Genomic DNA, 22,843 nt, shown 5'->3' with positions numbered 1-22,843 from the left:
GGTGGGGACGTCCACCGCGCACGGGTGCACGGGGACCCGCGACACCACTCCTGCGGTACGTGAGGGGAGTGGGCCGCGTTCAGGCTGCGAGGGCGTACGCCCTGGGCGGGCCGCGCCTGATCACCGAGTGCTGGAGTTCGGCCCCGGACGGCAGGGGCGCGCGGCCGGGGTCGGCGGGCAGGATCCGCGGGCCCTGCCCGGCGGCCGCGAGGAGGCCGGTGCACAGCGCGCCGACCAGGGCCAGGGCCCGCCGCAGCGAGCGCACCGAGGCGGCCTCGGCCGCGGCCGTGACGGACTCGGTGGCCAGGCGCACCGCCCCGAAGAGGGCGACTTCGCCGCGCCGCAGCAGCCAGCCCGTGGCGAGTGCCGCGAGCAGGTGGCAGAGCAGCATCGGCAGGGTGGGCAGCAGCGAGAGGGCGAGCGACGCCGACTCCGTGCCGCTCGTCATGCCGGGCATCCCGGGCATGCCCGCCATGCCGGTCATCGCGCCGTGCGCATGGGTCAGGCCGGCCACCGTCGCGTGGCCGGTGCCGGTGATCCTGGCCGGGTCGATGCCCGCGTCCGTGACGATGCGCTGGGCTTCGGCCGTGGTGAGCGGGGCGGCGCCGCTGCCGCAGATGAGCTTCGCGGCGAACTGGACCAGCGGGAGGTCCCCGGTGGACCCGCCGCCGGACGCGGCCGCGGTGTGCTGGCCGACGCCGAAGAGCGTGTGCAGACCGAGCTGTCCCGCGGCGAGCGCACCCGCGATGGAGGCCAGGGACCTCTCGCGCCCGGCGAGCGGCGTCACCACCGCGAACACCCCGAGGAAACCGGCGAGCAGCGTCCACCAGGGGACGCTCGCACAGGCCGCCATGACGTGCCCCATCGCGGACAGCACGACACAGACCGCGGCGAACACCGCGGCCCGGAGCAGCCGGAGACCGGCGCCTGCGAGGGCGTGGGGGGCAGACATGGCGGGGCCATCATCGCACTGCGCTTACCCGTCCCATACGGCAGGTCCGGAAGGTCGTCTTTGCATACGGGGCGGGGGTTCCACCGGCCCGGGCCGGGTCTGCGCCGCGGCGGACCACGGGATTCCGGGGCGCTCTACACCGGCGCGCGGGGCGCGTACATCCGCCGAATGGGCGCCATCACGTCAAGAGCGCGCTTACGGAAGGGGACTTGCGGCAATACTGCGCCCGTAGAGAGAAGGGCCTCGTCGAGCCGCAGCCAGGAGGCTGGAGCATGAGCATCTGGTGGTCCCTCCACTTGCGGCGCGAGGCCGCGAGCGTTCCGCTCGCCCGGCGTCTGCTGCTCGGCACGATGGAGACCGCAGGGGTCGACCCCGACATCTCCTACGACCTGTCCGTCGCGCTCAGCGAGGCCTGTGCCAACGCCGTCGAGCACGGCGGCGCCGCGGGCCCGGGCAGCGCGTCCGCCGACTATCGGGTCACCGCCTACCTCGACGGCGAGAAGTGCCGCATCGAGGTCGCGGACTCGGGCCCGGGGTTTCCCGCGCGGCGCGGACGGCGCGCCACGGCGCCGGCCGCGCCAACCAGGACCGGCGTGCTCGCCGAGCACGGCAGGGGCCTCGGGCTCATCGAACAGCTCGCCGACCACGTGCACTTCAGGAACCGGCCCGGCCACGGCGCGGTCGTCAGCTTCGACAAGATCCTCAAATGGCGCGAGGGCGCGCTGCTCAAGGTGTCCTGAGCGGCGCGCCCCCGGCGCGTGCGGAACGTGCGGTCAGGCCTGCTTGACCTGCGCCATCCACGCCTCGACCTCGTCCGAGCGGCGCGGCAGCGCAGCGGACAGGTTGGTGTGGCCGTCCTCGGTGACCAGGATGTCGTCCTCGATCCGGACGCCGATGCCGCGGTACTCCTCGGGCACCGTCAGGTCGTCCGCCTGGAAGTACAGGCCGGGCTCGACCGTGAGGCACATGCCGGGCTCCAGGTCGCCGCCGACGTACGTCTCGGTGCGCGCGGCGGCGCAGTCGTGGACGTCCATGCCGAGCATGTGACCGGTGCCGTGCAGGGTCCAGCGGCGCTGGAGGCCGAGTTCCAGGACCTTGTCGACGTCCAGGTCGCCGCACAGACCCCACTCGACGAGCTTCTCGGCGAGCACCCGCTGGGCGGCGTCGTGGAAGTCGCGGTAGGCGGCGCCCGGCTTCACGGCCGCGATGCCCGCCTCCTGGGCCTCGTACACCGCGTCGTAGATCTTGCGCTGGAGCGGCGAGAAGGTGCCGTTGATCGGCAGGGTGCGGGTGATGTCGGCGGTGTAGAGCTCGTTGGTCTCCACGCCCGCGTCCAGGAGCAGCAGGTCGCCGGAGCGGACCTCGCCGTTGTTGCGCACCCAGTGCAGCGTCGTGGCGTGCGGGCCGGCCGCGCAGATCGAGCCGTAGCCGATGTCGTTGCCCTCGACGCGGGCGCGCAGGAAGAACGTCCCCTCGATGTAGCGCTCGCTGGTCGCCTCGGCCTTGTCGAGGACCTTCACGACGTCCTCGAAACCGCGGGCCGTCGCATCGCACGCCTTCTGCAGCTCGGCGATTTCAAACGCGTCCTTCACCAGGCGCGCCTCGGACAGGTACACCCGCAGCTCTTCGTCGCGCTCGGCCGTGACCTTGTCGGCGAGCGCGGCCTCGATGGACGCGTCGTGACCCCGCACGCACCGGACCGGGCCGGTGGCCTCGGCGAGGGCGGCGGCCAGCTCGCGGACGTCCTTGGCGGGCAGCCCGAGCAGCTGCTCGGCCTCGGCCAGGGAGTGGCGGCGGCCGACCCACAGCTCGCCGGTGCCCGAGAGCCAGAACTCGCCGTTCTCGCGGTTGGAGCGCGGCAGGAGGTAGACCGTCGCCTCGTGGCCGTCACCCTTCGGCTCCAGGACCAGGACGCCGTCCTCGGTCTGGTCACCGGTCAGGTAGGCGTACTCGGTGGAGGCGCGGAAGCTGTACTCGGTGTCGTTGGAGCGGGTCTTCAGGTTGCCCGCGGGGATCACCAGACGCTCGCCCGGGAAGCGCTTCGAGAGCGCGGCGCGGCGGTCGGCGGTGTGGCCGGCCTGCGCGATCGGCTCCAGGCCGCGCAGCTCGGTGTCCGCCCAGCCGGTCTTCATGTTCTCGGCCAGCTCGTCGGAGACGCCCGGGTACAGGCCGTTCTTCCGCTGCTGGATCGGCTTCTCGTCGGTGGTCTCTTCCGGGATCGCCGGGGCGAGCTCCTCTGACACGTCTGCTCCTTGGTACGACACTGGGCCGTCTTCCATCGTACGGGCGTACGGACGGGGGTCCAGGGTCCTGGTGCCCGGCGGCGCTCGCCTCCGTCAGGCGAAGCGGGCCGCGAGCAGCACCACGTCCTCGGTGCCGTCCGTCTTGTCGAGGCCGTCGGGCAGCACGGTGCGCAGCACGTGGTCGAGCACGGCGTCCGGGTCCTCGCGCACCGCCCTGGGCACGCTCGCCGCCGCCGCGTGCAGCCGGGCGAAGGCACGGTCCATCGGGTCGCCGGTGCGGTGCAGCAGCCCGTCGGTGTAGAGCAGCACCGTTTCTCCTGGCTCGGGCGAGATCTCCACGCTCGGCGCCTCCCAGCACGCCAGCATGCCGAGCGGTGCCGAGAGCGTGGTCTCCACGAACTCGGTGCGCCGGTCCCCGACGATCAGCGGCGGGGCGTGCCCGGCGCCGGCCAGCACGATCGTGCGCCGGGCCGGCTCGCAGTAGGCGAACAGCGCGGTCGCCGAGCGGGCGGGCTCGGTCAGGCGCAGCAGCAGTTCGAGGTCGGAGAGGACCGCGACGGGGTCCTCGCCCTCCATCACGGCGTACGCCCGCAGGCTCGCGCGCAGCCGTCCCATCGCGGCCACGGCGCTCGGCCCCGAGCCGGTGACGGAGCCGACGGCGAGCCCGAGCGCGCCCTCGGGCAGCGGCAGCGCGTCGTACCAGTCGCCGCCGCCGCGCGGCCCGGTGCGGTGCCGGGCGGCGAGCTGGACGCGGGCGACCCGGGGCAGCCGGCTGGGCAGCAGCTCCTCGGCGACGGTCGCCACATGGCTGCGGGCCCGCTCCAGCTCGACGAGCCGGGCCAGGTGCTCGGCCGCGTGGCGCACATAGAGGCCCACCAGGTGCCGCTGGCGCTCCACGGGCTCCGCGCTCTCGTCGTAGAGCCAGACCGCGGCGCCGAGCCGGCCGCCGGCCGCGGCGGCCAGGGGCAGCGCGTAACTGGCGGCGTAGCCGAGGCGGGCGGCGACCTCGCGGTGGCGGGGGTCGAGGCCGTCCGGGTCGGACATCAGGTCCGAGCCGCCGTCCGCGTCCGGCAGCCCGTCGAGGATGCGGCCGTACGCGGTGGCGCTGCGCGGGACGGTCTCGATGTGGCCGAGGTCGGCGTGGGCGAGCCCGAGACCGGTGGTGACGGCCGGGCCGAGCCCGTCGGACGGCTCCAGGACGACCAGGCCGCGGCGGGCGCCGACCAGCGCGGCGCCGGCCTTCAGGAGCTCGTTCAGGGCCTCGTCCAGCGTGGTGGTGCGGGTGAGCCGCTCGGTGAGTTCGTGCAGCGTGGTGAGATCGGACACCCAGCCGGCCAGGCGGTCCTGGAGCACCGCGCCGGGCGGGGTGTGAGCGGCGGGAGAGGGCAGAGGCGCGTGAGTGTGCGCGGGCGGCGGAACGGCTGGATCGATTCCAGCCACTTTCGGCAGGTGAGGGGCGCTCATGTCAGCCGGCTTTCCGACTGGTCGATTGTGCGCAATAGCATCGCAAACCCCCATGTCATTCTGCGCCGCTATCAATGCATCCACATGTACACGCACAAGTGAGGGGATGTCCAGCATTGTCATGGCGGGACTATTGGTGTCCGTGGGGCGTGGAAGTTGGCCAAAAAATGATCCCCGAGGCGCCGTGCTGGGGTCGACTGAGGCCGTTCAACTGTGCGTCGTTTCAACCGCGTTGGGTACGTAATCGGTGTGGTCCGGGGCAGTTGGCAGTGCTCCGGAACCTTGCGGGCGGCCCGAGCGTCTTAAGAGCCGACCGGCCCGGCCTCATCCCCGAGCGGCGGGGTTTTTGTACGCAGGACGACAAGCGCCATGCACGCGCCACCCTTCGCCATGCTTTAAATGGTTACGGGCAGTGGCCGTGGCAGCCGGCGGTGACCGCCCGCGTTCGGTCCTGGCGGTCCCCCCGAACCGCAGGCTCACAGAGCAAGTACGCGCAGCGAAGAGAAGCACACATGACGTGATGTGGACTCGGCGTTCAACGGAAAGGAACGAGCGCCCATGCGCGAGATCCTCGGAAGGCGACGCAGGTTCCGGTTGTGGCGCAGTGAAAGGGCTGCTCAGCTCGGCGCCGCGCTGACCTGTGCGACCCAGTGGAATTGGCCCGTGCTCCCCGGTGTGGGACTGGCCGCGGGCGGGCGCGGCTGTGCCTGCCCCGACCCCGAGTGTGTGGTGCCCGGGGCGCACCCCTTCGACCCCGTACTGCTCGCGGCGACCACCGACGAGCGCATGATCCGCTGGTGGTGGACGAACCGGCCGGACGCGCCGGTCCTGCTCGCCACCGGCACCGGCGCGCCCTGTGCGATCAGCCTGCCGGCCGTCGCCGGAGCCCGGGCGCTCGCCGCCCTCGACTCCATGGGCGTACGGCTCGGCCCGGTCGTGGCGACCCCCACCCGGTGGTCGCTCCTGGTGGCTCCGTACTCGATGGAGCGCCTGGGCGAGCTGCTCTACTCCAAGGACTGGGTGCCCAGTTCGCTGCGGTTCCACAGCGAGGGCGGCTATCTGGTGCTGCCCCCGTCGCAGACCGGCAAGGGGCAGATCCGCTGGGAACGTCCGCCTCTGGGGGCCACCGGCCCCTGGCTGCCGGACGTCGAGGCGGTGGTGGACGCGCTGGTGGAGGCGAGCACCAGCGCACCGGACGGCGGGAGCCGGCTGGCGTACTGAGAGCGGGCGGGTCCGCCCGCCGGCGAGTGGAGGCGGTCCGGATTCCCGGGCCGCCTTCACTCTTTCGGGTGTGAGCGGGCCCTGGTTGTACGGGAATTGGGCGCGCGCATCGCGGGGCGCCCGGCTGCCGTGGATATCTTCGGCCCACCATCAGGAATTCCAGGGCAGACGGGTCCCCTCCATGAATCTCCAGCACCTCCGCATGGCCGGGCTCACCGCCGTCGTGATGGGCGCCGTGCTGCTGCCGCTGGCCGCCTCCGCCGGGCCCGCCGGGGGTCCCGAGAGGAAGAACGCCGCGGATGACGCAAAAAGCCCCCTCGCGGGGACCCCGGTGCGGCTGAACAAGCCACTGGTGCGGGCCGTGCGGGAGGCCACCTCGCACTGCGGGCCCGAACTGGTCTCCCCCGAGGGCGTCGAGGCGCAGACCTGCGTACTGCGCCGGGGGCGCGAGACGTGGGGGCGTACCTACTACCGCAACGCCACCGGCCACGAGCTGCGGGCGGTCCTGACGCTGATGGGCCCCGGCGGCCGGACGATCGAGACGAACTGCCAGGTCGTGGCCGACGACCGGCCCGACTCCTGCGAGACCCCGCACCTGGGCGCGCGGGAGGGCGCACCCCGCGACGGGGCGTACACGGCGGTCTCGGAGTTCTCTGCGGCGGACGAGGACGCGCCGCTCCTGTTGCGTTCCGGAAGCAACTCCACGGAACCCACGGCCGGTTGAGCCGAGCCGCACATGGAAGGGCCCGGTCGCTGGCGACGGGGGATGCACCAGCGACCGGGCTATTAGAACGGTAACAAGAGATCTGTCGTTCGCAAATTCGATCTCGGTAATTCGGACACCGATTTACCTGTGGGTACGGGGAGTTGTGACCGGGGTCACCCCTCGGCGCCCCGGTCCGTCCTCCCTCGTCACTCTCAGCTGAGCGTCACCTGGCGGTTGGTGAGCCCGCCGCGCGCCCGGCGCTCCTCCGCGGTGAGCGGCTCCTCGTTCGCGAGGGCCCCGGCGAGCCGCTCGGCGAACGCGGCGGCCGGCTTCTCGCACTCCTCGGCGCCCATGTCGCCCGGCAGGTCCCACACCGGCACGGTCAGGCCGTGGGCCCGGAAGGAGCCGACGAGCCGGGTGCCCTCGCCGAGCGAGGACGTGCCGGCCGCGTGCAGCCGGGCCAGCGCGTCGAGCAGCTTCTCCTCGGGGTGCGGCATGACCCAGCGCAGGTGGTTCTTCTCGGGCGTCTCGCACCAGTACGAGGAGTCGACCGAGCTGAGCCGTACGGTCGGGATCGCGGCGGCGTTGGCCCGCTCCAGGGAGGCGGCCACCTCGCTCGCGGCACTCTCCGCGTCCGGCACCCAGAACTCGAAGCCGCTGTGCACCTCCGGCTCGAACGCGGCGTCCGCGTCCAGCAGGTCCTGCAGGCGCGGCCCGTCGGACTCGGCGCGCTGCGCGGCGACCGGCGAGCCGGGCTCGGCGACGAGCGCGCGCCCGAGGGTGTCGGCCAGGTCGCGGCTGAGGTCGCCGGAAGGGGTGTCGTTCTGCAGGCCGAGCAGCACCGAGCCGTCCTCGCGGCGCAGCGCGGGCCACGCCATCGGCAGCACGGTCGCGAGCGTCACCGACGGCACGCCCTCGGGCAGCCCGTCCTTGAGGGTCAGCGGGACGGTCGCGGCCGGGACCAGCTCGCGCAGCGCGACCCAGTCGCACTCGCCGGCCAGGCCCTCGAAGGGGCGCTGGACCAGCTCGGTCACGGCGTGGGACGCGGCCCGCCCGTGACAGGCCTTGTATCGGCGGCCGGAGCCGCACGGGCAGGGCTCACGGGCCCCGACGACCGGGATCTCCCCGTCGCTGATCTGCGGCTTGCCGGCCTTCGCCTGGGGACGCTTCTTGGCCATGGTGGGGCTCTCTCCCGACTGCGGTGGTGCGGTGTCGGCGCGAGCCTAGCCGCACGGGCCCGCCCCGGGCGGCCGAGCCGCCCTCACGGCCTTCCCCGGGGGGTGCCGCGGCCCCGGCTCAGTCCAGGTCGTCGAACGCGTCCGCGAAGCCAAGTCCCGCCGCCGCGGAGGGACTTGCGACGCGCGTAGCGAAATCGTCGCGGCGGTGCCCCGCCATGATGATCACCCACACGGTGACCTCACCGGACGCGCTGTCCCGCACCCCCCAGTCCTGCGCGAGGGCGCTGATGATGTTCAGACCCCGGCCGCCGCGCGCGGTCACCGAGGGCGTCGCCGGGACCGGCCGCGTGGGACCGCCCCCGTCCGTGACCTCGACGGTCAGCCGGCCCGCCTTGTCGATCCGCCAGGCCGCCCGGACGTCGCCGTCGCCTATGTCGGACCGGCCCAGTGGCCTGCCGTGCCGGCAGGCATTGCTGAGCAGTTCGGACAGGACCAGTACGGCATCGTCCACGACCGGTTCGGACACCCCGCTGCCGAGCAGCTGCTCGCGCATCGTGTGCCGCGCCTTGCCCACGCCCGCAGGGCCATGGGGTACGGCCATGCACGACGACGTGGGCACCTCCTGTGCCACCACCAACGCCACCCCCGAGACCTCCTTCGCCCCACGCCACGGTGTGGATGCCCCAATGGACTGGACCGGAAACCGGCCAACCGGCGACGGCAGACGCATTCGTCACGGTCGAACACGGAGCGAACGCGCCGGTGCACTCCTTGTGCAGTCCGTTATGCGCGGCCTAGTTGGGACAGCACCTGCTTCGGGCGGTTGGTGATGATTGCCTCCACTCCGAGGCTTACGCACAGGTCCACGTCCTCGGGTTCGTTCACCGTCCAGACGTGCACGCGGTGCCCCGCCCGGTGCAGCCGCTCGATGTACGCGGGGTGGTTGCGCACGATCCGCATGCCGGGCCCCGCGATCCGGGCGCCCGCGGGGAGCCGCCCGTCGCGCAGGCGGGGCGAGAGGAACTGCATCAGGTAGACGGTGGGGATGTCGGGGGCGGCCGCGGCGACGCGGTGCAGGGAGCGCGCCGAGAAGCTCATGATGCGCACCGGCGAGGTCTCCCCGGCCGGCGACGGCTCGGTCAGGCCGAACCTCTTGAGGAGGTGCAGCAGCCGTTCCTCGACCTGGCCGGCCCAGCGCGTGGGGTGCTTGGTCTCGATGGCCAGCTCGACCCGGCGCCCGGCGTCCGCGACGAGTTCGAGCAGCCGCTCCAGGGTCAGTACGGAGGTGAAGTCGCGGTCGCCCCAGTCCGGGCTCTCCTCGCTGTCCTTCCAGGACCCGAAGTCGAGCGCGGCGAGCTCGGACAGCTCCAGGGCGGACACGGCGCCCCGGCCGTTGGAGGTGCGGTTCACCCGCCGGTCGTGGACGCAGACGAGCTGCCCGTCGGCGGTCAGGCGGACATCGCACTCCAGGGCGTCCGCCCCGTCCTCGATCGCCTTCACATACGCGGCGAGCGTGTGCTCCGGAGCGTCCTCGGAGGCGCCGCGGTGGGCCACCACCTGGACGGGGGCGCGGTCTGGGCTGTGCGGGGAGGGCTGCCGTGCTTGGGTCACCGCGCCATCGTGCCACCGCTGGGCCACAGGTTGGCGCACGAATACACAGCTCCTGCTTACAGTGGCCTGACGTGCGGTGGGAAAAGCTGAGCGGAGTCACATCCGCACGGTGCGGGGCCGGATGTCCGGCCCCGGGCGCACCATGGATGTCGCCGAGCCCCACGCCGGTGCCCGGCGGCGACGCGGGGCACCGACCGCACCGGCACCGCCCACCCGCCGGACCGTCCCCAAGACCGAGTGGAAACCGAGGAGAGCAAGCTGTGAGCACCGAGAACGAGGGCACCGCGGTCCCGGCCGTCCCGCCTGCCCCGTCGTCTGCACCTGCTGCACCTCCCGCGCCCGCCGAGGCCCCCGCCACTCCCGCTGCCGCCCCGGCCCCCGCTCCGGCGGACGCCGCGCCCGGCGAGGCGGAGCACACCCTGGTCCACGGGGCGGTCCCGCCGTCCGGCGCCGAGGCCCCGCGGCCCGGCCACGACCCGGCGACCGAACCGCTGCCCGCGACCCACGGCGCCCCGCAGACCGCGGCCCCCGCGTACGCGGCCCACGAGTCGGCGCCCCCGCAGAGCGGCGGGGCCGGCTGGCCGCCCCCGCCGCCGGTGCTCCCCTCGTACGGAGGCGGCGGAGGCGACGGCCACGGCGGCGACCCCTGGGGCGCGCCGCAGCACCCGGCACCGCGCAAGAAGCGCGCCGGCGGCCTGATCGCCGCGGTCGTCGTGGCGGCCCTGGTGGCCGGCGGCGTCGGCGGCGCCATCGGCTACTTCGCGGCCGACCACGAGGACGGCAACGGCTCGGGTTCGACCACGGTCTCCTCCTCGGACACCCCCAAGGACTTCAAGCGCGACCCGGGCACGGTGGCGGGCGTCGCCGCCAACTCGCTGCCCAGCGTGGTGACGATCGAGGCCCAGGGCAACGACGGCGAGGGCGGCACCGGCACCGGCTTCATCTACGACAAGGAAGGCCACATCCTCACGAACAACCACGTGGTGGCCTCGGCGGCGAGCGGCGGCGGCAAGCTGTCGGCGACGTTCTCCAACGGCAAGAAGTACGACGCCGAGGTGGTCGGCCGCGCCCAGGGTTACGACGTGGCCGTCATCAAGCTGAAGAACGCGCCCGCGAACCTGAAGCCGCTCTCGCTCGGCGACTCCGACAAGGTCGCGGTCGGCGACTCGACGATCGCCATCGGCGCCCCCTTCGGCCTGTCCAACACGGTCACCACCGGCATCATCAGCGCCAAGAACCGTCCGGTGGCCTCCAGCGACGGCCAGAACTCCAAGGCCTCGTACATGAGCGCCCTGCAGACCGACGCGTCCATCAACCCGGGCAACTCGGGCGGCCCGCTGATCAATTCGGCCGGCGCGGTCATCGGCATCAACTCGGCGATCCAGTCGGCGGGCACCGGCGGCATGGGCCAGTCCCAGGCGGGCTCGATCGGCCTCGGCTTCGCCATCCCGATCAACCAGGCGAAGAACGTCGCGGAGCAGCTCATCAAGACCGGCCAGCCGGTCTACCCGGTGATCGGTGCCTCGGTCGGCATCCAGCAGGGCGGCGGGGGCGGGGCCGCCCCGGGCGGCGGCACCGACGGCGCCCAGATCTCCGCGCAGGGCAGCGGAAGCCAGCAGCCGATCACCCCGGGCGGCCCGGCGGACAAGGCCGGCCTGAAGCCGGGCGACGTCATCACCAAGTTCGGCGACATGCCCATCGACAGCGGTCCGACCCTGATCAGCGAGATCTGGACGCACAAGCCGGGCGACCAGGTCCCCCTCACCTTCAAGCGCAACGGCAAGGAGACCACGGTCACGATCACCCTGGGCGAACGCAGGGGCGACAGCAACTGACCGGTTGCCGGTAGGCTGTAGCCGCTTCCGCCGCTGGTCGGCGGGGCGTGGGTGGGTTGCCCGAGCGGCCTAAGGGAACGGTCTTGAAAACCGTCGTGGCAGCGATGTCACCGTGGGTTCAAATCCCACACCCACCGCCAGGTGAGAGGCCCCTGACCAGTACGTATGGTCGGGGGCCTTTGCCATGCCTGCTCCCTGCCGGTGACCGCTGTTCCCCCTGGTTTCCCGCTCTGTCGGGCACGGAAGGGGCACGCGGGGGGCACGGCTCCGGAAGATCAAAAGCTGAAGGGGCTCCGTCGCGGCCATACCGCCACGACACATGCTTGTTGTGTGCCCTTCTCCTGGGAAGGACGAGCCTGGCACTGCTCTGAGGACGGGAATCAGATGGCGAACTCGTGCGTGATCCCGACGCAGATGTCGTCTTCGAAAAGCAGCGCGATGTGGTAAACGTCGCTTTGCCACTGCAGGAGCACCTGGTGGGGGCCTGCCACGCTAAAGCTGGAGTAGGGGCCAACTGCAGCAACGATCTCAACCTTGCTGCGGCCTGCCAAGTTACCGAGCGCAGCAAAGCCCTGAGCTAGGGCCCGTCCCCCGGGCACCAGTCCAGAGTCTTCACTCGTGATGCCCGCGAACTGGCCTTGATCGAACAGGACTCCGATGTGGTAGCCCTCGCTTTGCCATTGGAGCAGGGTTTGCCCTGGCCCCACCATGCTCTGGCTGATTGGCGCACCGACTGAAGAGATGATCTCGTCCGCTGTGCGGCCGGTCAGGTCCCCTAGTTCGGCGAAGCTCTGTTGCAGTCTGTGCGCCGACAAGCCAAACATGGCCCCTCCTCCACGTGATGACGGCCGCACTCTACGGGCCTCAAGTGGTGGGGCGAAGTGGAAAGGCTAAAAGTCCGTGAAGGGCTGTGATGTCGGGTGAGTAGCGGCAGGCGCTAGCGCTGCGTGGGGATCTCGTAGACGATCTCGCAGTGCGCTGCGGGCACCACGATGTCCGCTGTCTCCACGGGACGGCTTTGGTCGCTGTAGTACGTCCTCCGGATATGCGTCACGAGTGCGGCCTTCTGGATGCCGAGTAGTGACGCCTCCTCGGCGGTCGCGTGCCGTGGTTCGGGCTGCTCCACCGCATGGCTGACGGTCACTCCGATCGCCGCCATGCGGTTCACGACCCCGGCCCCTGCGTGGGGCCCTCCCTCGGGGAGAACGACGAGGGTTCCGCCAGTGACGGCGTACGGCTCCCAACTCGTCGACAGCTGGACCGGCTTCCCGTCCGCAAGGAACTCGTACGTCGTACGGACGCACAGCTCGCCCTCGGCGATCCCGAGCCGCGTCGCGATCTCCGCCGGGGCCGGCACCTTCGCGTCGGTCCGGCTTTCCCAGTCGCTCTGTAGGCGAAGGGCCTTCATGTCCTGGCGGAACGGGGATCCACTGGGCTGCTCACGTGCCGACGACCGGACGACTCTCACGCGCTCCCGTGGCTCGGCGACGTAGGTCCCCGATCCAGCCCGGCCTTCCAGCACGCCTTGGGAGATCAGCAACTCCTGTGCCCTGCGCACCACGTTCTCGCCCACGCCGCACTCCTGGCCGATCTGGGCGCGGGATGGGAGTCGGTCACCCGGTTCCCAGACGTGCTCCGCGATGCGCTGCCGGAGTTCGTCGGCGATGCGGAGGTACGGCGGTTGCTCAGACATATGGAAAATCTAGTCCACTAGCTCTAATCTAGTTAACTAGCTTCACTGAAAGTGATTGCTGGCAACGGAGGGTGCACTGTGTCCGCTTCGGGAGTGACCGCGGCGGCTATCGCCGCCCGCTTGTCTGCCGCTGGCCTCCGCCCGCGCGTGGAGGAGCACACCCAGTTCACGACGGTCGAGGCAGAAGTACCGGACACGCTCTCCGCCGACTCATGGCGGGAGGTCCTGGACGCGGTGGCCGATGCCGATCGATTCGGGCTCGTGGCCACCTGCTTGAACGGCCGCACCTTATGGGCGGTCGTACGCAAAACGGTCCCCACGACAGGCGACGTCGGGGGACCGGGCTATCAGCGATAGGAGCTGAACAGCATGCTCAACCGTATCCGCCAAGCCATCGCGCGCACCAGAGCGCGGTGCCACCCCAACGGCCGGCACCGCCGCCCCTTAACGCCCTTCCAGTCACTGGCCTCCTCCACCTGCCCCACGCCCGCTGACGCTTCGAACGTCACCCTGGGGCGGGCTCCGGCCGGCACGGTCCACCGTTACCCGCTGAGGGGAGAGGAAGTCGCGCTTGTCCGTCCGTACCTGCTGGCGTGGGAAGAGCAGCGTGCACGGACGCGCACGGTGCTCGTCGCCCCGCATCTGCCAACCGACGCATGGTCGGTTCTCGCGGGGGCCCACTGATGCCTCCTCGCCGAGAACCGCACCCGACGGGCACGGCTTCCGTCCCCTACCGCTCTATCGCCTGCTGGATTGGCACGCACCACTCCTGCATCGAGCCGACCCCGCCTGCGGCGACGGACGACGTACCGGTGATCTACGAGGTGTGCGTCTGCCCGTGCCACTCAACCGCGGACCCGTCGGTGCCCGTGAAGGTGATGGCATGAGGGCCCCGGCCCCCGGCGGTGCACTGGTCTCTTCCGTCGAGGTCACTGCGGCCACCGTGCAGCGCGGCGACATCATCGAACTCGGCGGACAGGCATGCCGAGTGAGTGACCTCTTCCAGCTTCCCCAGGGGGCCAAACAACTGGTCTTCGAGTCGGGCGAACTGCTGGCCATACACGCCCGCACCCGGCTCACCGCCCTGCGACTGCTGAGAAGGCGGTGACCCGCTCCGTGCACCGACGCCATCACGACATCGCAGACGACCTACGCAACCAGATCACAACGGGCAGCATCAAGCCTGGCGAGCGCCTCCCGTCCGAAGCCGGCCTGGCCGCTCGGTACAGGGTCAGTACCGTGACCTTGCGACGTGCTCTCGCCGTGCTCCAGGGCGAAGGACTCGTCGAGAAGATCCACGGCAAGGGCAACTACGTCCGTCACCCTCACCGCAAGATCATGTACGTCGGCGGCTGGGGCACCCTGGACCCCCGGACCGCCGCTGAGCCAACATTGCGCATCACGATTCGCAGCACCACGGTTCCCGCCTCCGTGCACCTGACGACGTTGCTGAAGGTGCCAACGGGCAGCCCCCTCGCGGAGTACACCTGCCTCAGCCTCGAACAAGGCTCGCCGCACGGCCTGGCCCGCATCTACATCCCGCGCGACCTGGCCCCGGCCGGAGTCCTCGACGACGACTCCGCGTGCCAGGAGGCAGCCACACGATTCGCTGTCCTCGGCCCGTCACCAGCCACCATCCGAGAGACGGTCTCCGCCCGCTCTCCCACCCCAGACGAAGCGTCGGCCCTCCGCATCGGAAACAACATGGCCGTCCTCTCGATCACGCGCATCGCCACCGACGCCACCGGTCGCGTCGTTGAAGCCGCGCTCCTGGCCTTCCCAGGAGACCGAGTCGACGCCGTCTTCACCGCCCACCAAGTGCTCAACGAGAGGCCCACCCAAGGATGACCACACCGAACGAACTTCGGCTCCTCCCATGGTCAGGCCCCGGGGACAAGGCCTGCTACCTGAGCACTGACGACCCGGACGGCTACATGTCCCGCCTTGCGGACAGCATCGAAGCGATCCAACTCGGGACGGCAGGGGAACTGTTGGAAGAGGCCGCAGAAGCTCTCGATGACCGGGGCACGTCGCTCGACGAGATGCAGTGCCTGATCACAGAGCTGACCGGGGCTCTGCGAGACGTCGTCCGCATCGCAACGAGCCGCGGTCGCCTCCTGGCAACGAGCGATCCGCGTGAGTCCGCCTATTGATCTACGGCCCGCCGACCTGCAGGGCAAGAGAGGCCCATGGCTCTGACCAGATCAGGTGCTATGGGCCTCTGGCTTTGCCGACTGACTTCCGTCAACCTTGGACGGCCTGAAGACTGCTTTGTCCCGAAGCAACTTCGGTTGCTCGCTGCCCTCGGGACGATGCGCTCGCCGCCAGCGCTGATGGTTCGCTGACGTCCACCGTTGTTCGCGGCTGCGCGTGGCGGTTGTCACTCAGTTAGGCACTCAGGGTGCCTACTCGCTGCGTGCCCGGCTGACCGGCTAAGCCCCTGCTTTGGGCTCGTGCAGTGCGGCAAGTTCTCCCAGGTCGTTGCCAACCATGACTTGAGCGAGCCGTCCGGCGATGTCCACGACCTCTGGCCAAGCGGCCGCCTGGAGGTACTCCGCGTTGGTGTCGTTGGGCACTTCATCTGCGGCGGCGTTGAGCGCTGCACCAAGCTCCCTCATGAGGGCGACCTCCTCCTCTGTCCTCAGGCTCGTGCCGAGGTAGCCCTCGGGTTTGTCGGCGTCACAGAAGTCGTCGAAGAGCGTGTGGAAGACGTGGTCCAGGTTCTCGAACGTTGACGAGTCGAGCCACACATCCCGTTGCCATGGCGGATTGGCCAGAGCCAGGACCGCCGGCACGAGGTGGACTCGGAAGTTCGCCAAGCGTCGCGAATCCTCGTTCATGGACCGAGCCTAGCGCCCGGATTGAAGCGGCCCCTGTGTAGAGCACCGCTTTAGGAGTTCGATCTCAGCGCGACCCGGCAGGGCCCCCACTCGATCGGAGCGTACGTGCTGGGCCGCGCATGGGTGCCTACGGCCGGCGCTGTTGATGTCACCTGTGGATGTCAGCCGCAGCTGGCGCTGCTAGTGCAGGATCCGCACCTTGGCGTCCCGCTTCCTTGCGCTGGGCTACAGCGAACGCGGACCACGCTCCCTGATGAACAGGGGCACCGGAAGGTGCCTGACACCCCTCCGGTAACACGACCCTCCGATCCTGGCCGCCGTACTGCACTTCGTCACGTTGCTTCCCACCCCGGTCGCGTCAAGCAGTAAGTGAAGCTCTTCTAGGCACAGCCGCTCGGGTTCTGTCGGCGGTGAGGGCTCGGCGGGTCAGTGTCACCTGGGCCCAGGAGTTGGCGGCTCGATCCGGCCTCGATTGCGGTGCGACATGCGAGGCATCGATGGTGGGTCGCTCTCCAGGGCGTTCATGCCGAAGTGCTTGCACCACATCCCCCGGAACCCGTCCCAAGCTGGCGCAACAACACCTACCATCGGTTGACATCTGGCACTTGGGAACTTCTGGCCTCAAAGTGTGACCCCCGTGCCTCAGTTAATCGAGCCGTCGATGGAGCCGGACTGTGAATCACCCCGCCGCGAAGAAGGAGCGAGATGGCGGGTACCACGCTATCAAGGGCTTCGCATATCAGTTCGACGCGTCTCTTCTGCGACTATTCGAGAATCCCGGCATGGTGGCGGAACTCGAAGGTAAGCAAGACCTGACTGTCGAGAATTACCACATCCAAGTCAAGCATCGATCCGAGAAGTTCTCTGCGTCGGCCGTCGCATCAGCTGTACAGCTAATGTTCCGTCAGTTTCAGCGCGATACCTCCGCGCAATTCATCCTGCACTGCCACTTCGTAGATCAACAACCGGGACTTGAGAGGGAGCTTACACAAGAAGAACTCGATAGGATCTTGGTGGACTTTCCAGATGGCTCGGATAAGTCGATGCGCAGCAAGTTTCTGAGTGCTTTTAAGATCAGTTTCCACGAGGATTACCAGGGCCAATTCAGGCAGGTACTTCAGCTGATCAGAGAGCGGCTAAACGCACGAGATGAAGCCGAGGCTACCTATTATCATGCGATTCTTCACGGGTATCTTAAGGATGTAATCCTCTCGAATCCAATCGGGAGTCGCAGGGTAGCATTCCACTCGCTACGTCAGGCGATTTCATCTGCGCGAACAGCGATTTTTCAATCTGCTTACGTGGAGCAGTGCGGATATGAAAAATACCTGAAGGCGGTACGGAGACGCTATACCCTGCGAAGAGTCAACGTCGCGGCCGAACGTGTCTTCTCTTTCGAGTGTGCCACTGACACGGATGTAGACACCCTGGCGGAAGTTGCCCTCCTCTTGATGGACAAGTACTGCGCCAGGCCGGGAGATCCGCCGCCTTACGTAACTTTCAGAGGCGACTTCGACGCTCTAGTGATCAAAAAGGCTTTGTGGGAAGCTGGCGCGCGTTTCAACGACGGAACCGGATACCACGGTGGCATATTCCGAATGGATGAATTGGTGAATCCGCCGGTGAACGATCTAAGGCTCAAAATTGTGGATCGGGAGAATATTTCTGCTCTGATGGACAGCGTACGCATCAAGGAATTTCATGACTTCTACCTATTTGAGAGTGTGACGACACCGCATCAGGCTTCTACCGCCTCTCACGTTTTTGTCCGATCTTTCGAAGACCTGTTGCAAGTTCTCTGAAGAAGGGTAAGTCGCGGAATGTCCAGTGCTGAGGTGGTAGCTGTCTACCCGAACCGTGTCAGGATCGCAGTCAACGACATCTCTAGGTTGGCTAATGGAGAACCAGTTGAGGTCGGCTCGTACTTGAAGGTGTATGACAACACTGAAAGCGCCATCATCGCCATCATCGAGAATTACTCAATCGAGTTGCGCCCCGCAAAGGAAGGTGACCTCGAACGGGTCTACATGATCGAGGCCGTTCCGTTGGGAATTATCGACAGAGATGGCCATTTTGAGCGAGGGGGTGGCGGTATCGCCATTCCCCCGAAGACGGTTTCGGTGGCCTTCAAGGACGAGGTGCAGAGAATTTACAATACCGTTGATCTGCAAAACAGATTTCATTTTGCGCAACTGGCCCAAGACGAAGAGGTTGATGTCCCCGTCGACGGCAACAAATTTTTCAGCCGTCATATTGCTGTGGTGGGATCCACTGGCTCAGGGAAGTCGCACGCCATGGCTCGGATCATCCAAAAGGCGACAGAAGTCCGCGATGGTCGAGAGAAAAGTGAGTACGCCCTCAACAATACCCACGTTATCGTTTTCGATCTGCACTCAGAGTATCGAACCGCATTCCCCAAGGCTAATCACCTAGGTGTCGATTCCCTCGTACTTCCCTACTGGCTGCTCAATTCTGAGGAGCTTCAGGATTTGTTTATCGAGAGCAATGAGGAGCAGTCGCACAATCAAATTGCAATCCTGAAGAAGAGCATCACGGATGAGAAGCGATCCAATTTTGACGGCTCTGAAGATCAGCGCGACCTGATCCACTACGACTCTCCTCTTTACTTCGATATTGATGATGTTCTTTTCGCGATTAAGGCCAAGAATGAAGAAAGAATCGACACGTCGACGGCTAGCAAAAAATCCGACAAGGCCGGACCACTGTTCGGAAAGCTGGACAACTTCATCACTCGTCTAGAGAATCGCCGAAATGATCGGCGCCTTGACTTTCTTTTGGGAGATAGGGCGAAGTCGGTTCAGTTGGAGGACGTGCTCCGGCAGTTCACTGGTTACGTCAGGGGCGCCCAAGCAAATGTGACGGTTATTGATCTCAGTGGTGTCCCCTTTGAGGTTCTAAGCCTGACAGTCTCCTTGGTTTCGCGACTTCTATTCGATTACGCCTACTATTTCAAAAAGGCGAGTCTGGGAGGCCGTAGCGAAACCCCACTGCTAGTCGTCTATGAAGAAGCTCATAAGTACGTCCCTAAGAGTGGCTTAGCGAAATATAGCTCTTCGCGCAACGCGATCGAGCGTATCGCTAAGGAGGGGCGTAAATACGGGATCACAGCCGCTATCGTCAGTCAGCGGCCAGCGGAAATTTCTGAGACTATCTTCTCGCAATGCAACAACTTCTTGGCCATGCGTCTTACGAATCCAGAGGATCAAAATTACGTTAAGCGACTCATTCCTGATTCCCTCGGGCCGCTCACTGAGTCCCTTCCTATGCTTTCGGCGGGGGAAGCCTTGCTCATCGGCGATGCGGCGGTTATGCCCTCGCGCGTAAGATTGGAGAGCGCGTATCCGGCCCCGTCATCTAGTGACGTCATGTACCTGCAGGAGTGGGCGCGACCGTGGCATGACGTGCTCTTCGAACCCATCGTGAACGATTGGGAAAAGTGACTGAGAAGGGTGTGTCGGCCGGCTATCCCAGTGACTGATCCTAGTGGTGAACCTGCACGGATCATATTACTCCGCAGCGTTATTGATTAGCAGAGAGGAAACCAATGGTAAGCCTTCCTTTTGCCTACGATGAATTTAGTGAGTGGTTTGAGGACTACTGTAGAAAGTATCTTGAACCGGCGCGAGAATCCGCAGCACGAGCGCTTACTGAGCATCTTGATGTAGAACTTCCAGAGATCGAAAGAGTCCGAGTTAAGGTCTCGCCCGGTAGAGTAAAGGGGAAAGAGAGAACCTGGAGGAAGCTAGAGTTGCCGAAATATGAGGGACGAATCAAATCCCTCGAAGACATCCCAACGGTCATTGATGACCTAGTTGGCTTGCGTGTGACGTGCAATAACAAGTCAGACGTTCAGCGGGTTGTCGACATCGTTGCGTCCCTTAAATCTTTCAAGACGGGGTCCGAGCCCGTATTGGAACAGGAGCAAGACTCCTTCCGGGACTACTTGAGTAATCCAAAGGAAAGTGGCTACCGTGCGATCCACTTCAACCTCTGCACCTCAGTTCCCGCTGGATTGAGGAGAAAAGTAGTCACATGTGAGTTGCAGGTTAGGACGCTTCTTCAGGACGGATGGGGTGAGCTTACTCACGAAGACACCTACAAGCCGGGAAGTGCTCCACCCGCTCTGGTGGAGACGCTGAGTCGCAGGATCGCGGACCTGCTTGCTGCGGTGGATGACATTGCGCAGGATCTGAGGCAGGAGTTGGACAGGCTAGCGACAGTTAATATCGAGGCCTCATCGGAGGGTGCTCTCTCGGCCACACTCCCCATGCCTCAGATGCAGGCCCAAGGAGCAGTTGCATCTGAATTGGGACTTCGCGCTGCAGCAACATATTATTTGCAAAACCGGGTAGCGAATCTCGGAAAACCTACTGACCTGGCCAGCCTCGCATGGGAGGTACGTAAGGAATTTGGGCAAGAGGTAAGTCAGGGATGGTTTGGTTACGGTAGCTTCAAAACGCTTCTTCGGGATGCCGTCCCTGAAGCTCGTGTGACGGACGAGCCGCCTTCGTATGTGCTCCCTGGAGATTATGACAACAGCGCTGCGAAAAAGGCATCTCCATACCCGGGAATTCCAGCCGCAGCGTTGGCTCTTAGAGAGGTTGATCGATCCTTCCCTCTGCTCACTTCAGATCGCCTGAATGCGGCCTATGAGCGGCTCGCGGAGGCATCCCAAAGAGTCGACTGGAGTGATGCGACCTCGAACGATATGAGTCGACTCAACGAAATGACTCGTAAAGCCCGCGAGTTGAACACTGAGGATCTCGCGATCTCCAGGACGAATCTCGACTATATTGCTAAGTCTCTCTTGCTTTCTGGTAACCTAAGTCATGCGTTGACTCCCGAGGAAATCAAGGCGATTTACCTTACCTGGACAGTCAATCGGATCCGTGGGGTTACGACTCTCAGTCGACGGCAACTTGATGCGGTAAAGAAGTGGCTTTCCTGAACAACGAGAGACCTGTACCACACTCGCCGTAGGTCGGTGGAGCGGCTTTGGGCTGGAGCTGCTTTGGCGCGAGTGATCATGGCCCCGTAAGCTTCCGGCGCGTCGGGCAGTCTGTGGACCTGCCCGGTAAAGCACGACGTTGGGGCCATGATCTTCGAGGCTCGCGCCAAAGTGGCTGCGTAAAGCCGCGGAGCCGACCGCCCCAGCCACGACGTACCCCTTCTCTGGCATCAGGCGGCTGATTGCTCTGAGCGCGGCACGGGCGCCGGCCGGGCTGGAGCGGGACGGAGACAGGAGCGCAGGCCCGGCCGGGGGCCGGGCCGCGCGCGGCGAGCGGAGCGAGCCGCCTTGATGAAGTAGGGAAAGTCCTATCCCGCTGTGATGAGCTGCTTGCCGTCGTGGCTCCGCACGTGGGGGCCGTTGCTGTCCAGGGCGTCCAGGAGGCGGACCGCGTAGACCTCGGCCATGCGTTCGCTGACCTCGTCGGGCGTGAGCCAGGAGACGGCTGTCGACTCGCTTGATGTGCGCTCGGTGCCGCCGGAGGGCTTGCAGCGGAAGACCAGCGCGACGATGCCGCGGGTGGTGTTCTTGTAGACGCCGGTGAGCTGGTCCACCTCGACGTGGATGCCTGTCTCTTCCCAGACCTCGCGGGCAACGCCGGCTTCCGGCGTCTCCTTGAGTTCGAGGATGCCGCCGGGGAGCTCCCAGGTGCCGTTGTCGGCTCGGCGGATTGCCAGGAGGCGGCCGTCCTCGCGTACCACTACTCCGGCTACGGACACGGAGTGCATGGGAGCGGGTGTCGCTTCCTGTGATTGACTCATGTAGAGGAGCATAGGAGGCAGGGAAGGACTATGGGAACTGCGGCGGGAGGGGCCGGTTCCGGTCCTCGGTATGTGCAGATCGCTGATGACCTCGTGCAGCAGATCCGGGCGGGGGTTCTCAAAGCCGGCGACATGGTGCCGAGCGAATCCGAGCTGGTGGACCGCTACGGCGTCTCCGGTGGAACAATCCGTAAGGCCATGGTCGAGGTTCGGGCGAGTGGGCTCGTCGAGACCAGGCACGGCAAGGGCTCAATTGTGAAGAACCGGCCCCCCGTACGGCACCGCTCCTCCGATCGGTTCCGGCGCTCGCTCCGGCAAGGTGGCCAGGCCGCCTACCTCGCGGAGTCCACGCAGTCCGGCGCCACCGCGAAAGTCAGCGTCCTCTACATCGGCCCCATGGACGTGCCCGAGGATGCGGCCGAGCGCCTGGGCGTGCCCGCCGGTACGCAGGTGTTGGGCCGTCGGCGCCTCTACTTCCGTAACGGCACCCCGGTGGAGACCGCCTCGTCGTACCTGCCCTGGGACGTGGTGAAGGAGATCCCCGAGCTGTTCGCAGAGAACCCCGGGGGCGGTGGCATCTACGCCCGACTCGAAGACCACGGCCATGAGTTCGCGGAGTTCGTCGAGACGCTGCAAGCGCGGCCGGCCTCGAAGTCGGAGGCGTCGGAACTGGCGCTCAGCCCTGGCGCGCCCGTGGTTCACCTGGTCCGGGAGGCCCGTACGACCGCGGGTCGGGTGGTCGAGGTGTGCGACACGCTCATGGCCGCTGACCAGTTCGTTTTCGAGTATCGGATCCCTGCCGTCGACTGACGTCCACTCAACTTTGCGCAGCCCGTCGCGAGTTCTTCTTCGCGGCGGGTTGACTCATGTACAGGAGTCAAGCACTCTTCTTCATGTCACTCATATACATGAGTGGCGGAGTTCAGCATCTATAGAGGAGTGATCTGCTGTGCGTCAGATTCCCGTCGACACCTCCAGCGCTGTCGTGATGGTCGCCAAGACTCCGCAGGTCAAGGTCCGTGACCGCCGCACCGGTGAGATCGCCACCGACATGGAGACCGGTGCTCAGCTCATGACCGTGGACGTGATGTTCGCGGCGAACGAGGAGGTGGAGATCCTGTCCGTCACCGTTCCGGAGCCCGGGATCACCGGTGAGCTGTCCATGGGTACGCCGGTCGCGCTCACCGGCCTGGTCGCCCGTCCGTGGGAGAACGACTTCAACGGTCAGCGACGGCACGGCATCGCGTTCCGCGCGGTTGCGGTCACCTCGCTCGCCGATGTCGCCGCCGCAGGATCGAAGGCGGCCTGAT

At 66.9% G+C, this 22,843-nt stretch carries 23 protein-coding genes and 1 tRNA gene; 14 read left to right on the top strand and 10 right to left on the bottom strand.

The window, feature by feature from the left end:
* Positions 1 to 79 precede the first annotated feature (79 nt).
* A complete protein-coding gene (locus ACGF3I_RS12225; protein WP_393130853.1) occupies positions 80 to 952 on the bottom strand; it encodes a hypothetical protein in 873 nt (290 codons plus the stop codon).
* A 272-nt stretch (positions 953 to 1,224) separates the two neighbouring features.
* Between ACGF3I_RS12225 and ACGF3I_RS12220 the strand changes: the two genes are divergently transcribed.
* Complete coding sequence (locus ACGF3I_RS12220; protein ID WP_393130851.1) at positions 1,225 to 1,692, top strand: ATP-binding protein; 468 nt, start codon at positions 1,225 to 1,227, stop codon at positions 1,690 to 1,692.
* A gap of 33 nt (positions 1,693 to 1,725) precedes the next feature.
* Here ACGF3I_RS12220 and ACGF3I_RS12215 read toward each other — a convergent pair whose 3' ends face one another.
* Positions 1,726 to 3,195: an aminopeptidase P family protein gene (locus ACGF3I_RS12215; protein WP_393130849.1), complete on the bottom strand. Its 1,470-nt coding sequence runs from the start codon at positions 3,193 to 3,195 to the stop codon at positions 1,726 to 1,728.
* Between the two features lie 93 nt (positions 3,196 to 3,288).
* The gene (locus ACGF3I_RS12210) at positions 3,289 to 4,776 is read right to left on the bottom strand and encodes a PP2C family protein-serine/threonine phosphatase (RefSeq protein WP_393131239.1); all 1,488 of its coding nucleotides are present in this window, start codon (positions 4,774 to 4,776) and stop codon (positions 3,289 to 3,291) included.
* A 441-nt stretch (positions 4,777 to 5,217) separates the two neighbouring features.
* Between ACGF3I_RS12210 and ACGF3I_RS12205 the strand changes: the two genes are divergently transcribed.
* Together ACGF3I_RS12205 and ACGF3I_RS12200 are read left to right on the top strand one after the other, a co-directional pair.
* Positions 5,218 to 5,880, top strand: a complete 663-nt coding sequence (locus ACGF3I_RS12205; protein WP_393130846.1) for a bifunctional DNA primase/polymerase — start codon at positions 5,218 to 5,220, stop codon at positions 5,878 to 5,880.
* A 181-nt stretch (positions 5,881 to 6,061) separates the two neighbouring features.
* On the top strand, positions 6,062 to 6,604 hold the full coding sequence (locus ACGF3I_RS12200) for a hypothetical protein (protein WP_393130844.1): 543 nt from the start codon (positions 6,062 to 6,064) through the stop codon (positions 6,602 to 6,604).
* A 194-nt stretch (positions 6,605 to 6,798) separates the two neighbouring features.
* Here ACGF3I_RS12200 and ACGF3I_RS12195 read toward each other — a convergent pair whose 3' ends face one another.
* The 3 genes from ACGF3I_RS12195 to ACGF3I_RS12185 all read right to left on the bottom strand — a co-directional run bounded on the left by ACGF3I_RS12195 (position 6,799) and on the right by ACGF3I_RS12185 (position 9,375).
* Positions 6,799 to 7,764 carry a DUF5926 family protein gene (locus ACGF3I_RS12195; protein WP_393130842.1) on the bottom strand — a complete coding sequence of 322 codons (966 nt, stop codon included), beginning with the start codon at positions 7,762 to 7,764 and terminating at the stop codon, positions 6,799 to 6,801.
* 118 nt (positions 7,765 to 7,882) lie between these two features.
* Positions 7,883 to 8,494: an ATP-binding protein gene (locus tag ACGF3I_RS12190; RefSeq protein ID WP_393130840.1), complete on the bottom strand. Its 612-nt coding sequence runs from the start codon at positions 8,492 to 8,494 to the stop codon at positions 7,883 to 7,885.
* A 53-nt stretch (positions 8,495 to 8,547) separates the two neighbouring features.
* Positions 8,548 to 9,375 carry a glycerophosphodiester phosphodiesterase gene (locus ACGF3I_RS12185; RefSeq protein WP_393130837.1) on the bottom strand — a complete coding sequence of 276 codons (828 nt, stop codon included), beginning with the start codon at positions 9,373 to 9,375 and terminating at the stop codon, positions 8,548 to 8,550.
* Between the two features lie 260 nt (positions 9,376 to 9,635).
* Between ACGF3I_RS12185 and ACGF3I_RS12180 the strand changes: the two genes are divergently transcribed.
* A complete protein-coding gene (locus ACGF3I_RS12180) occupies positions 9,636 to 11,210 on the top strand; it encodes a S1C family serine protease (RefSeq protein ID WP_393130834.1) in 1,575 nt (524 codons plus the stop codon).
* 50 nt (positions 11,211 to 11,260) lie between these two features.
* Positions 11,261 to 11,350 (top strand) — tRNA-Ser (locus tag ACGF3I_RS12175).
* 240 nt (positions 11,351 to 11,590) lie between these two features.
* On the opposite strand, the gene ACGF3I_RS12170 is transcribed toward ACGF3I_RS12175, so the two are convergent.
* Both ACGF3I_RS12170 and ACGF3I_RS12165 read right to left on the bottom strand, forming a co-directional pair.
* On the bottom strand, positions 11,591 to 12,034 hold the full coding sequence (locus tag ACGF3I_RS12170; RefSeq protein ID WP_393130832.1) for a hypothetical protein: 444 nt from the start codon (positions 12,032 to 12,034) through the stop codon (positions 11,591 to 11,593).
* Between the two features lie 113 nt (positions 12,035 to 12,147).
* Positions 12,148 to 12,903, bottom strand: coding sequence for a GntR family transcriptional regulator (locus ACGF3I_RS12165; protein ID WP_266410280.1), 756 nt, complete (start codon positions 12,901 to 12,903; stop codon positions 12,148 to 12,150).
* Positions 12,904 to 12,981: 78 nt separating this feature from the next.
* Between ACGF3I_RS12165 and ACGF3I_RS12160 the strand changes: the two genes are divergently transcribed.
* The 4 genes from ACGF3I_RS12160 to ACGF3I_RS12145 all read left to right on the top strand — a co-directional run bounded on the left by ACGF3I_RS12160 (position 12,982) and on the right by ACGF3I_RS12145 (position 15,056).
* Positions 12,982 to 13,260 carry a hypothetical protein gene (locus ACGF3I_RS12160; RefSeq protein WP_358872190.1) on the top strand — a complete coding sequence of 93 codons (279 nt, stop codon included), beginning with the start codon at positions 12,982 to 12,984 and terminating at the stop codon, positions 13,258 to 13,260.
* A 526-nt stretch (positions 13,261 to 13,786) separates the two neighbouring features.
* Positions 13,787 to 14,011, top strand: coding sequence for a hypothetical protein (locus ACGF3I_RS12155; protein WP_207564452.1), 225 nt, complete (start codon positions 13,787 to 13,789; stop codon positions 14,009 to 14,011).
* On the top strand, positions 14,008 to 14,751 hold the full coding sequence (locus ACGF3I_RS12150; protein ID WP_393130829.1) for a GntR family transcriptional regulator: 744 nt from the start codon (positions 14,008 to 14,010) through the stop codon (positions 14,749 to 14,751). Before ACGF3I_RS12155 ends, ACGF3I_RS12150 begins: the two co-directional genes overlap by 4 nt.
* The gene (locus tag ACGF3I_RS12145; RefSeq protein WP_393130827.1) at positions 14,748 to 15,056 is read left to right on the top strand and encodes a hypothetical protein; all 309 of its coding nucleotides are present in this window, start codon (positions 14,748 to 14,750) and stop codon (positions 15,054 to 15,056) included. The genes ACGF3I_RS12150 and ACGF3I_RS12145 overlap by 4 nt, the downstream gene beginning before the upstream one ends.
* A 279-nt stretch (positions 15,057 to 15,335) precedes the next feature.
* On the opposite strand, the gene ACGF3I_RS12140 is transcribed toward ACGF3I_RS12145, so the two are convergent.
* Entirely contained in the window at positions 15,336 to 15,743 is a 408-nt protein-coding gene (locus ACGF3I_RS12140; protein ID WP_393130825.1) for a hypothetical protein, read from the bottom strand.
* Between the two features lie 674 nt (positions 15,744 to 16,417).
* Between ACGF3I_RS12140 and ACGF3I_RS12135 the strand changes: the two genes are divergently transcribed.
* The 3 genes from ACGF3I_RS12135 to ACGF3I_RS12125 all read left to right on the top strand — a co-directional run bounded on the left by ACGF3I_RS12135 (position 16,418) and on the right by ACGF3I_RS12125 (position 20,712).
* The gene (locus ACGF3I_RS12135; RefSeq protein ID WP_393130822.1) at positions 16,418 to 17,545 is read left to right on the top strand and encodes a hypothetical protein; all 1,128 of its coding nucleotides are present in this window, start codon (positions 16,418 to 16,420) and stop codon (positions 17,543 to 17,545) included.
* Between the two features lie 18 nt (positions 17,546 to 17,563).
* Positions 17,564 to 19,204: an ATP-binding protein gene (locus ACGF3I_RS12130; RefSeq protein WP_393130820.1), complete on the top strand. Its 1,641-nt coding sequence runs from the start codon at positions 17,564 to 17,566 to the stop codon at positions 19,202 to 19,204.
* Between the two features lie 104 nt (positions 19,205 to 19,308).
* Entirely contained in the window at positions 19,309 to 20,712 is a 1,404-nt protein-coding gene (locus ACGF3I_RS12125; RefSeq protein ID WP_393130818.1) for a GTP pyrophosphokinase family protein, read from the top strand.
* Positions 20,713 to 21,080: 368 nt separating this feature from the next.
* Here the strand turns inward: ACGF3I_RS12125 and ACGF3I_RS12120 are convergent, their stop codons facing one another.
* Positions 21,081 to 21,545, bottom strand: coding sequence for an NUDIX hydrolase (locus ACGF3I_RS12120; protein WP_393130816.1), 465 nt, complete (start codon positions 21,543 to 21,545; stop codon positions 21,081 to 21,083).
* Between the two features lie 18 nt (positions 21,546 to 21,563).
* Here ACGF3I_RS12120 and ACGF3I_RS12115 point away from each other — a divergent pair, with 18 nt between their 5' ends.
* Positions 21,564 to 22,343: a GntR family transcriptional regulator gene (locus ACGF3I_RS12115; RefSeq protein ID WP_393130813.1), complete on the top strand. Its 780-nt coding sequence runs from the start codon at positions 21,564 to 21,566 to the stop codon at positions 22,341 to 22,343.
* A 139-nt stretch (positions 22,344 to 22,482) separates the two neighbouring features.
* Complete coding sequence (locus tag ACGF3I_RS12110; RefSeq protein WP_032781844.1) at positions 22,483 to 22,842, top strand: hypothetical protein; 360 nt, start codon at positions 22,483 to 22,485, stop codon at positions 22,840 to 22,842.
* The last annotated feature ends 1 nt before the right edge of the window (position 22,843 follow it).

Source organism: Streptomyces sp. NPDC048111, from assembly GCF_043202815.1.
Taxonomy (GTDB): Bacteria; Actinomycetota; Actinomycetes; order Streptomycetales; family Streptomycetaceae; genus Streptomyces.
Note: the sequence above shows the minus strand (reverse complement) of the source record. Positions and strands in the feature narration are given on the sequence as shown.

Bases quoted from the DNA above. Each gene is read 5' to 3' on its own strand.
- ACGF3I_RS12225 (WP_393130853.1), bottom strand. From the start codon at position 952: ATGTCTGCCCCCCACGCCCTCGCAGGCGCCGGTCTCCGGCTGCTCCGG.
- ACGF3I_RS12220 (WP_393130851.1), top strand. From the start codon at position 1,225: ATGAGCATCTGGTGGTCCCTCCACTTGCGGCGCGAGGCCGCGAGCGTT.
- ACGF3I_RS12210 (WP_393131239.1), bottom strand. From the start codon at position 4,776: ATGCTGGACATCCCCTCACTTGTGCGTGTACATGTGGATGCATTGATA.
- ACGF3I_RS12205 (WP_393130846.1), top strand. From the start codon at position 5,218: ATGCGCGAGATCCTCGGAAGGCGACGCAGGTTCCGGTTGTGGCGCAGT.
- ACGF3I_RS12200 (WP_393130844.1), top strand. From the start codon at position 6,062: ATGAATCTCCAGCACCTCCGCATGGCCGGGCTCACCGCCGTCGTGATG.
- ACGF3I_RS12195 (WP_393130842.1), bottom strand. From the start codon at position 7,764: ATGGCCAAGAAGCGTCCCCAGGCGAAGGCCGGCAAGCCGCAGATCAGC.
- ACGF3I_RS12190 (WP_393130840.1), bottom strand. From the start codon at position 8,494: ATGCGTCTGCCGTCGCCGGTTGGCCGGTTTCCGGTCCAGTCCATTGGG.
- ACGF3I_RS12170 (WP_393130832.1), bottom strand. From the start codon at position 12,034: ATGTTTGGCTTGTCGGCGCACAGACTGCAACAGAGCTTCGCCGAACTA.
- ACGF3I_RS12165 (WP_266410280.1), bottom strand. From the start codon at position 12,903: ATGTCTGAGCAACCGCCGTACCTCCGCATCGCCGACGAACTCCGGCAG.
- ACGF3I_RS12155 (WP_207564452.1), top strand. From the start codon at position 13,787: ATGAGGGCCCCGGCCCCCGGCGGTGCACTGGTCTCTTCCGTCGAGGTC.
- ACGF3I_RS12145 (WP_393130827.1), top strand. From the start codon at position 14,748: ATGACCACACCGAACGAACTTCGGCTCCTCCCATGGTCAGGCCCCGGG.
- ACGF3I_RS12140 (WP_393130825.1), bottom strand. From the start codon at position 15,743: ATGAACGAGGATTCGCGACGCTTGGCGAACTTCCGAGTCCACCTCGTG.
- ACGF3I_RS12130 (WP_393130820.1), top strand. From the start codon at position 17,564: ATGTCCAGTGCTGAGGTGGTAGCTGTCTACCCGAACCGTGTCAGGATC.
- ACGF3I_RS12125 (WP_393130818.1), top strand. From the start codon at position 19,309: ATGGTAAGCCTTCCTTTTGCCTACGATGAATTTAGTGAGTGGTTTGAG.
- ACGF3I_RS12120 (WP_393130816.1), bottom strand. From the start codon at position 21,545: ATGCTCCTCTACATGAGTCAATCACAGGAAGCGACACCCGCTCCCATG.
- ACGF3I_RS12115 (WP_393130813.1), top strand. From the start codon at position 21,564: ATGGGAACTGCGGCGGGAGGGGCCGGTTCCGGTCCTCGGTATGTGCAG.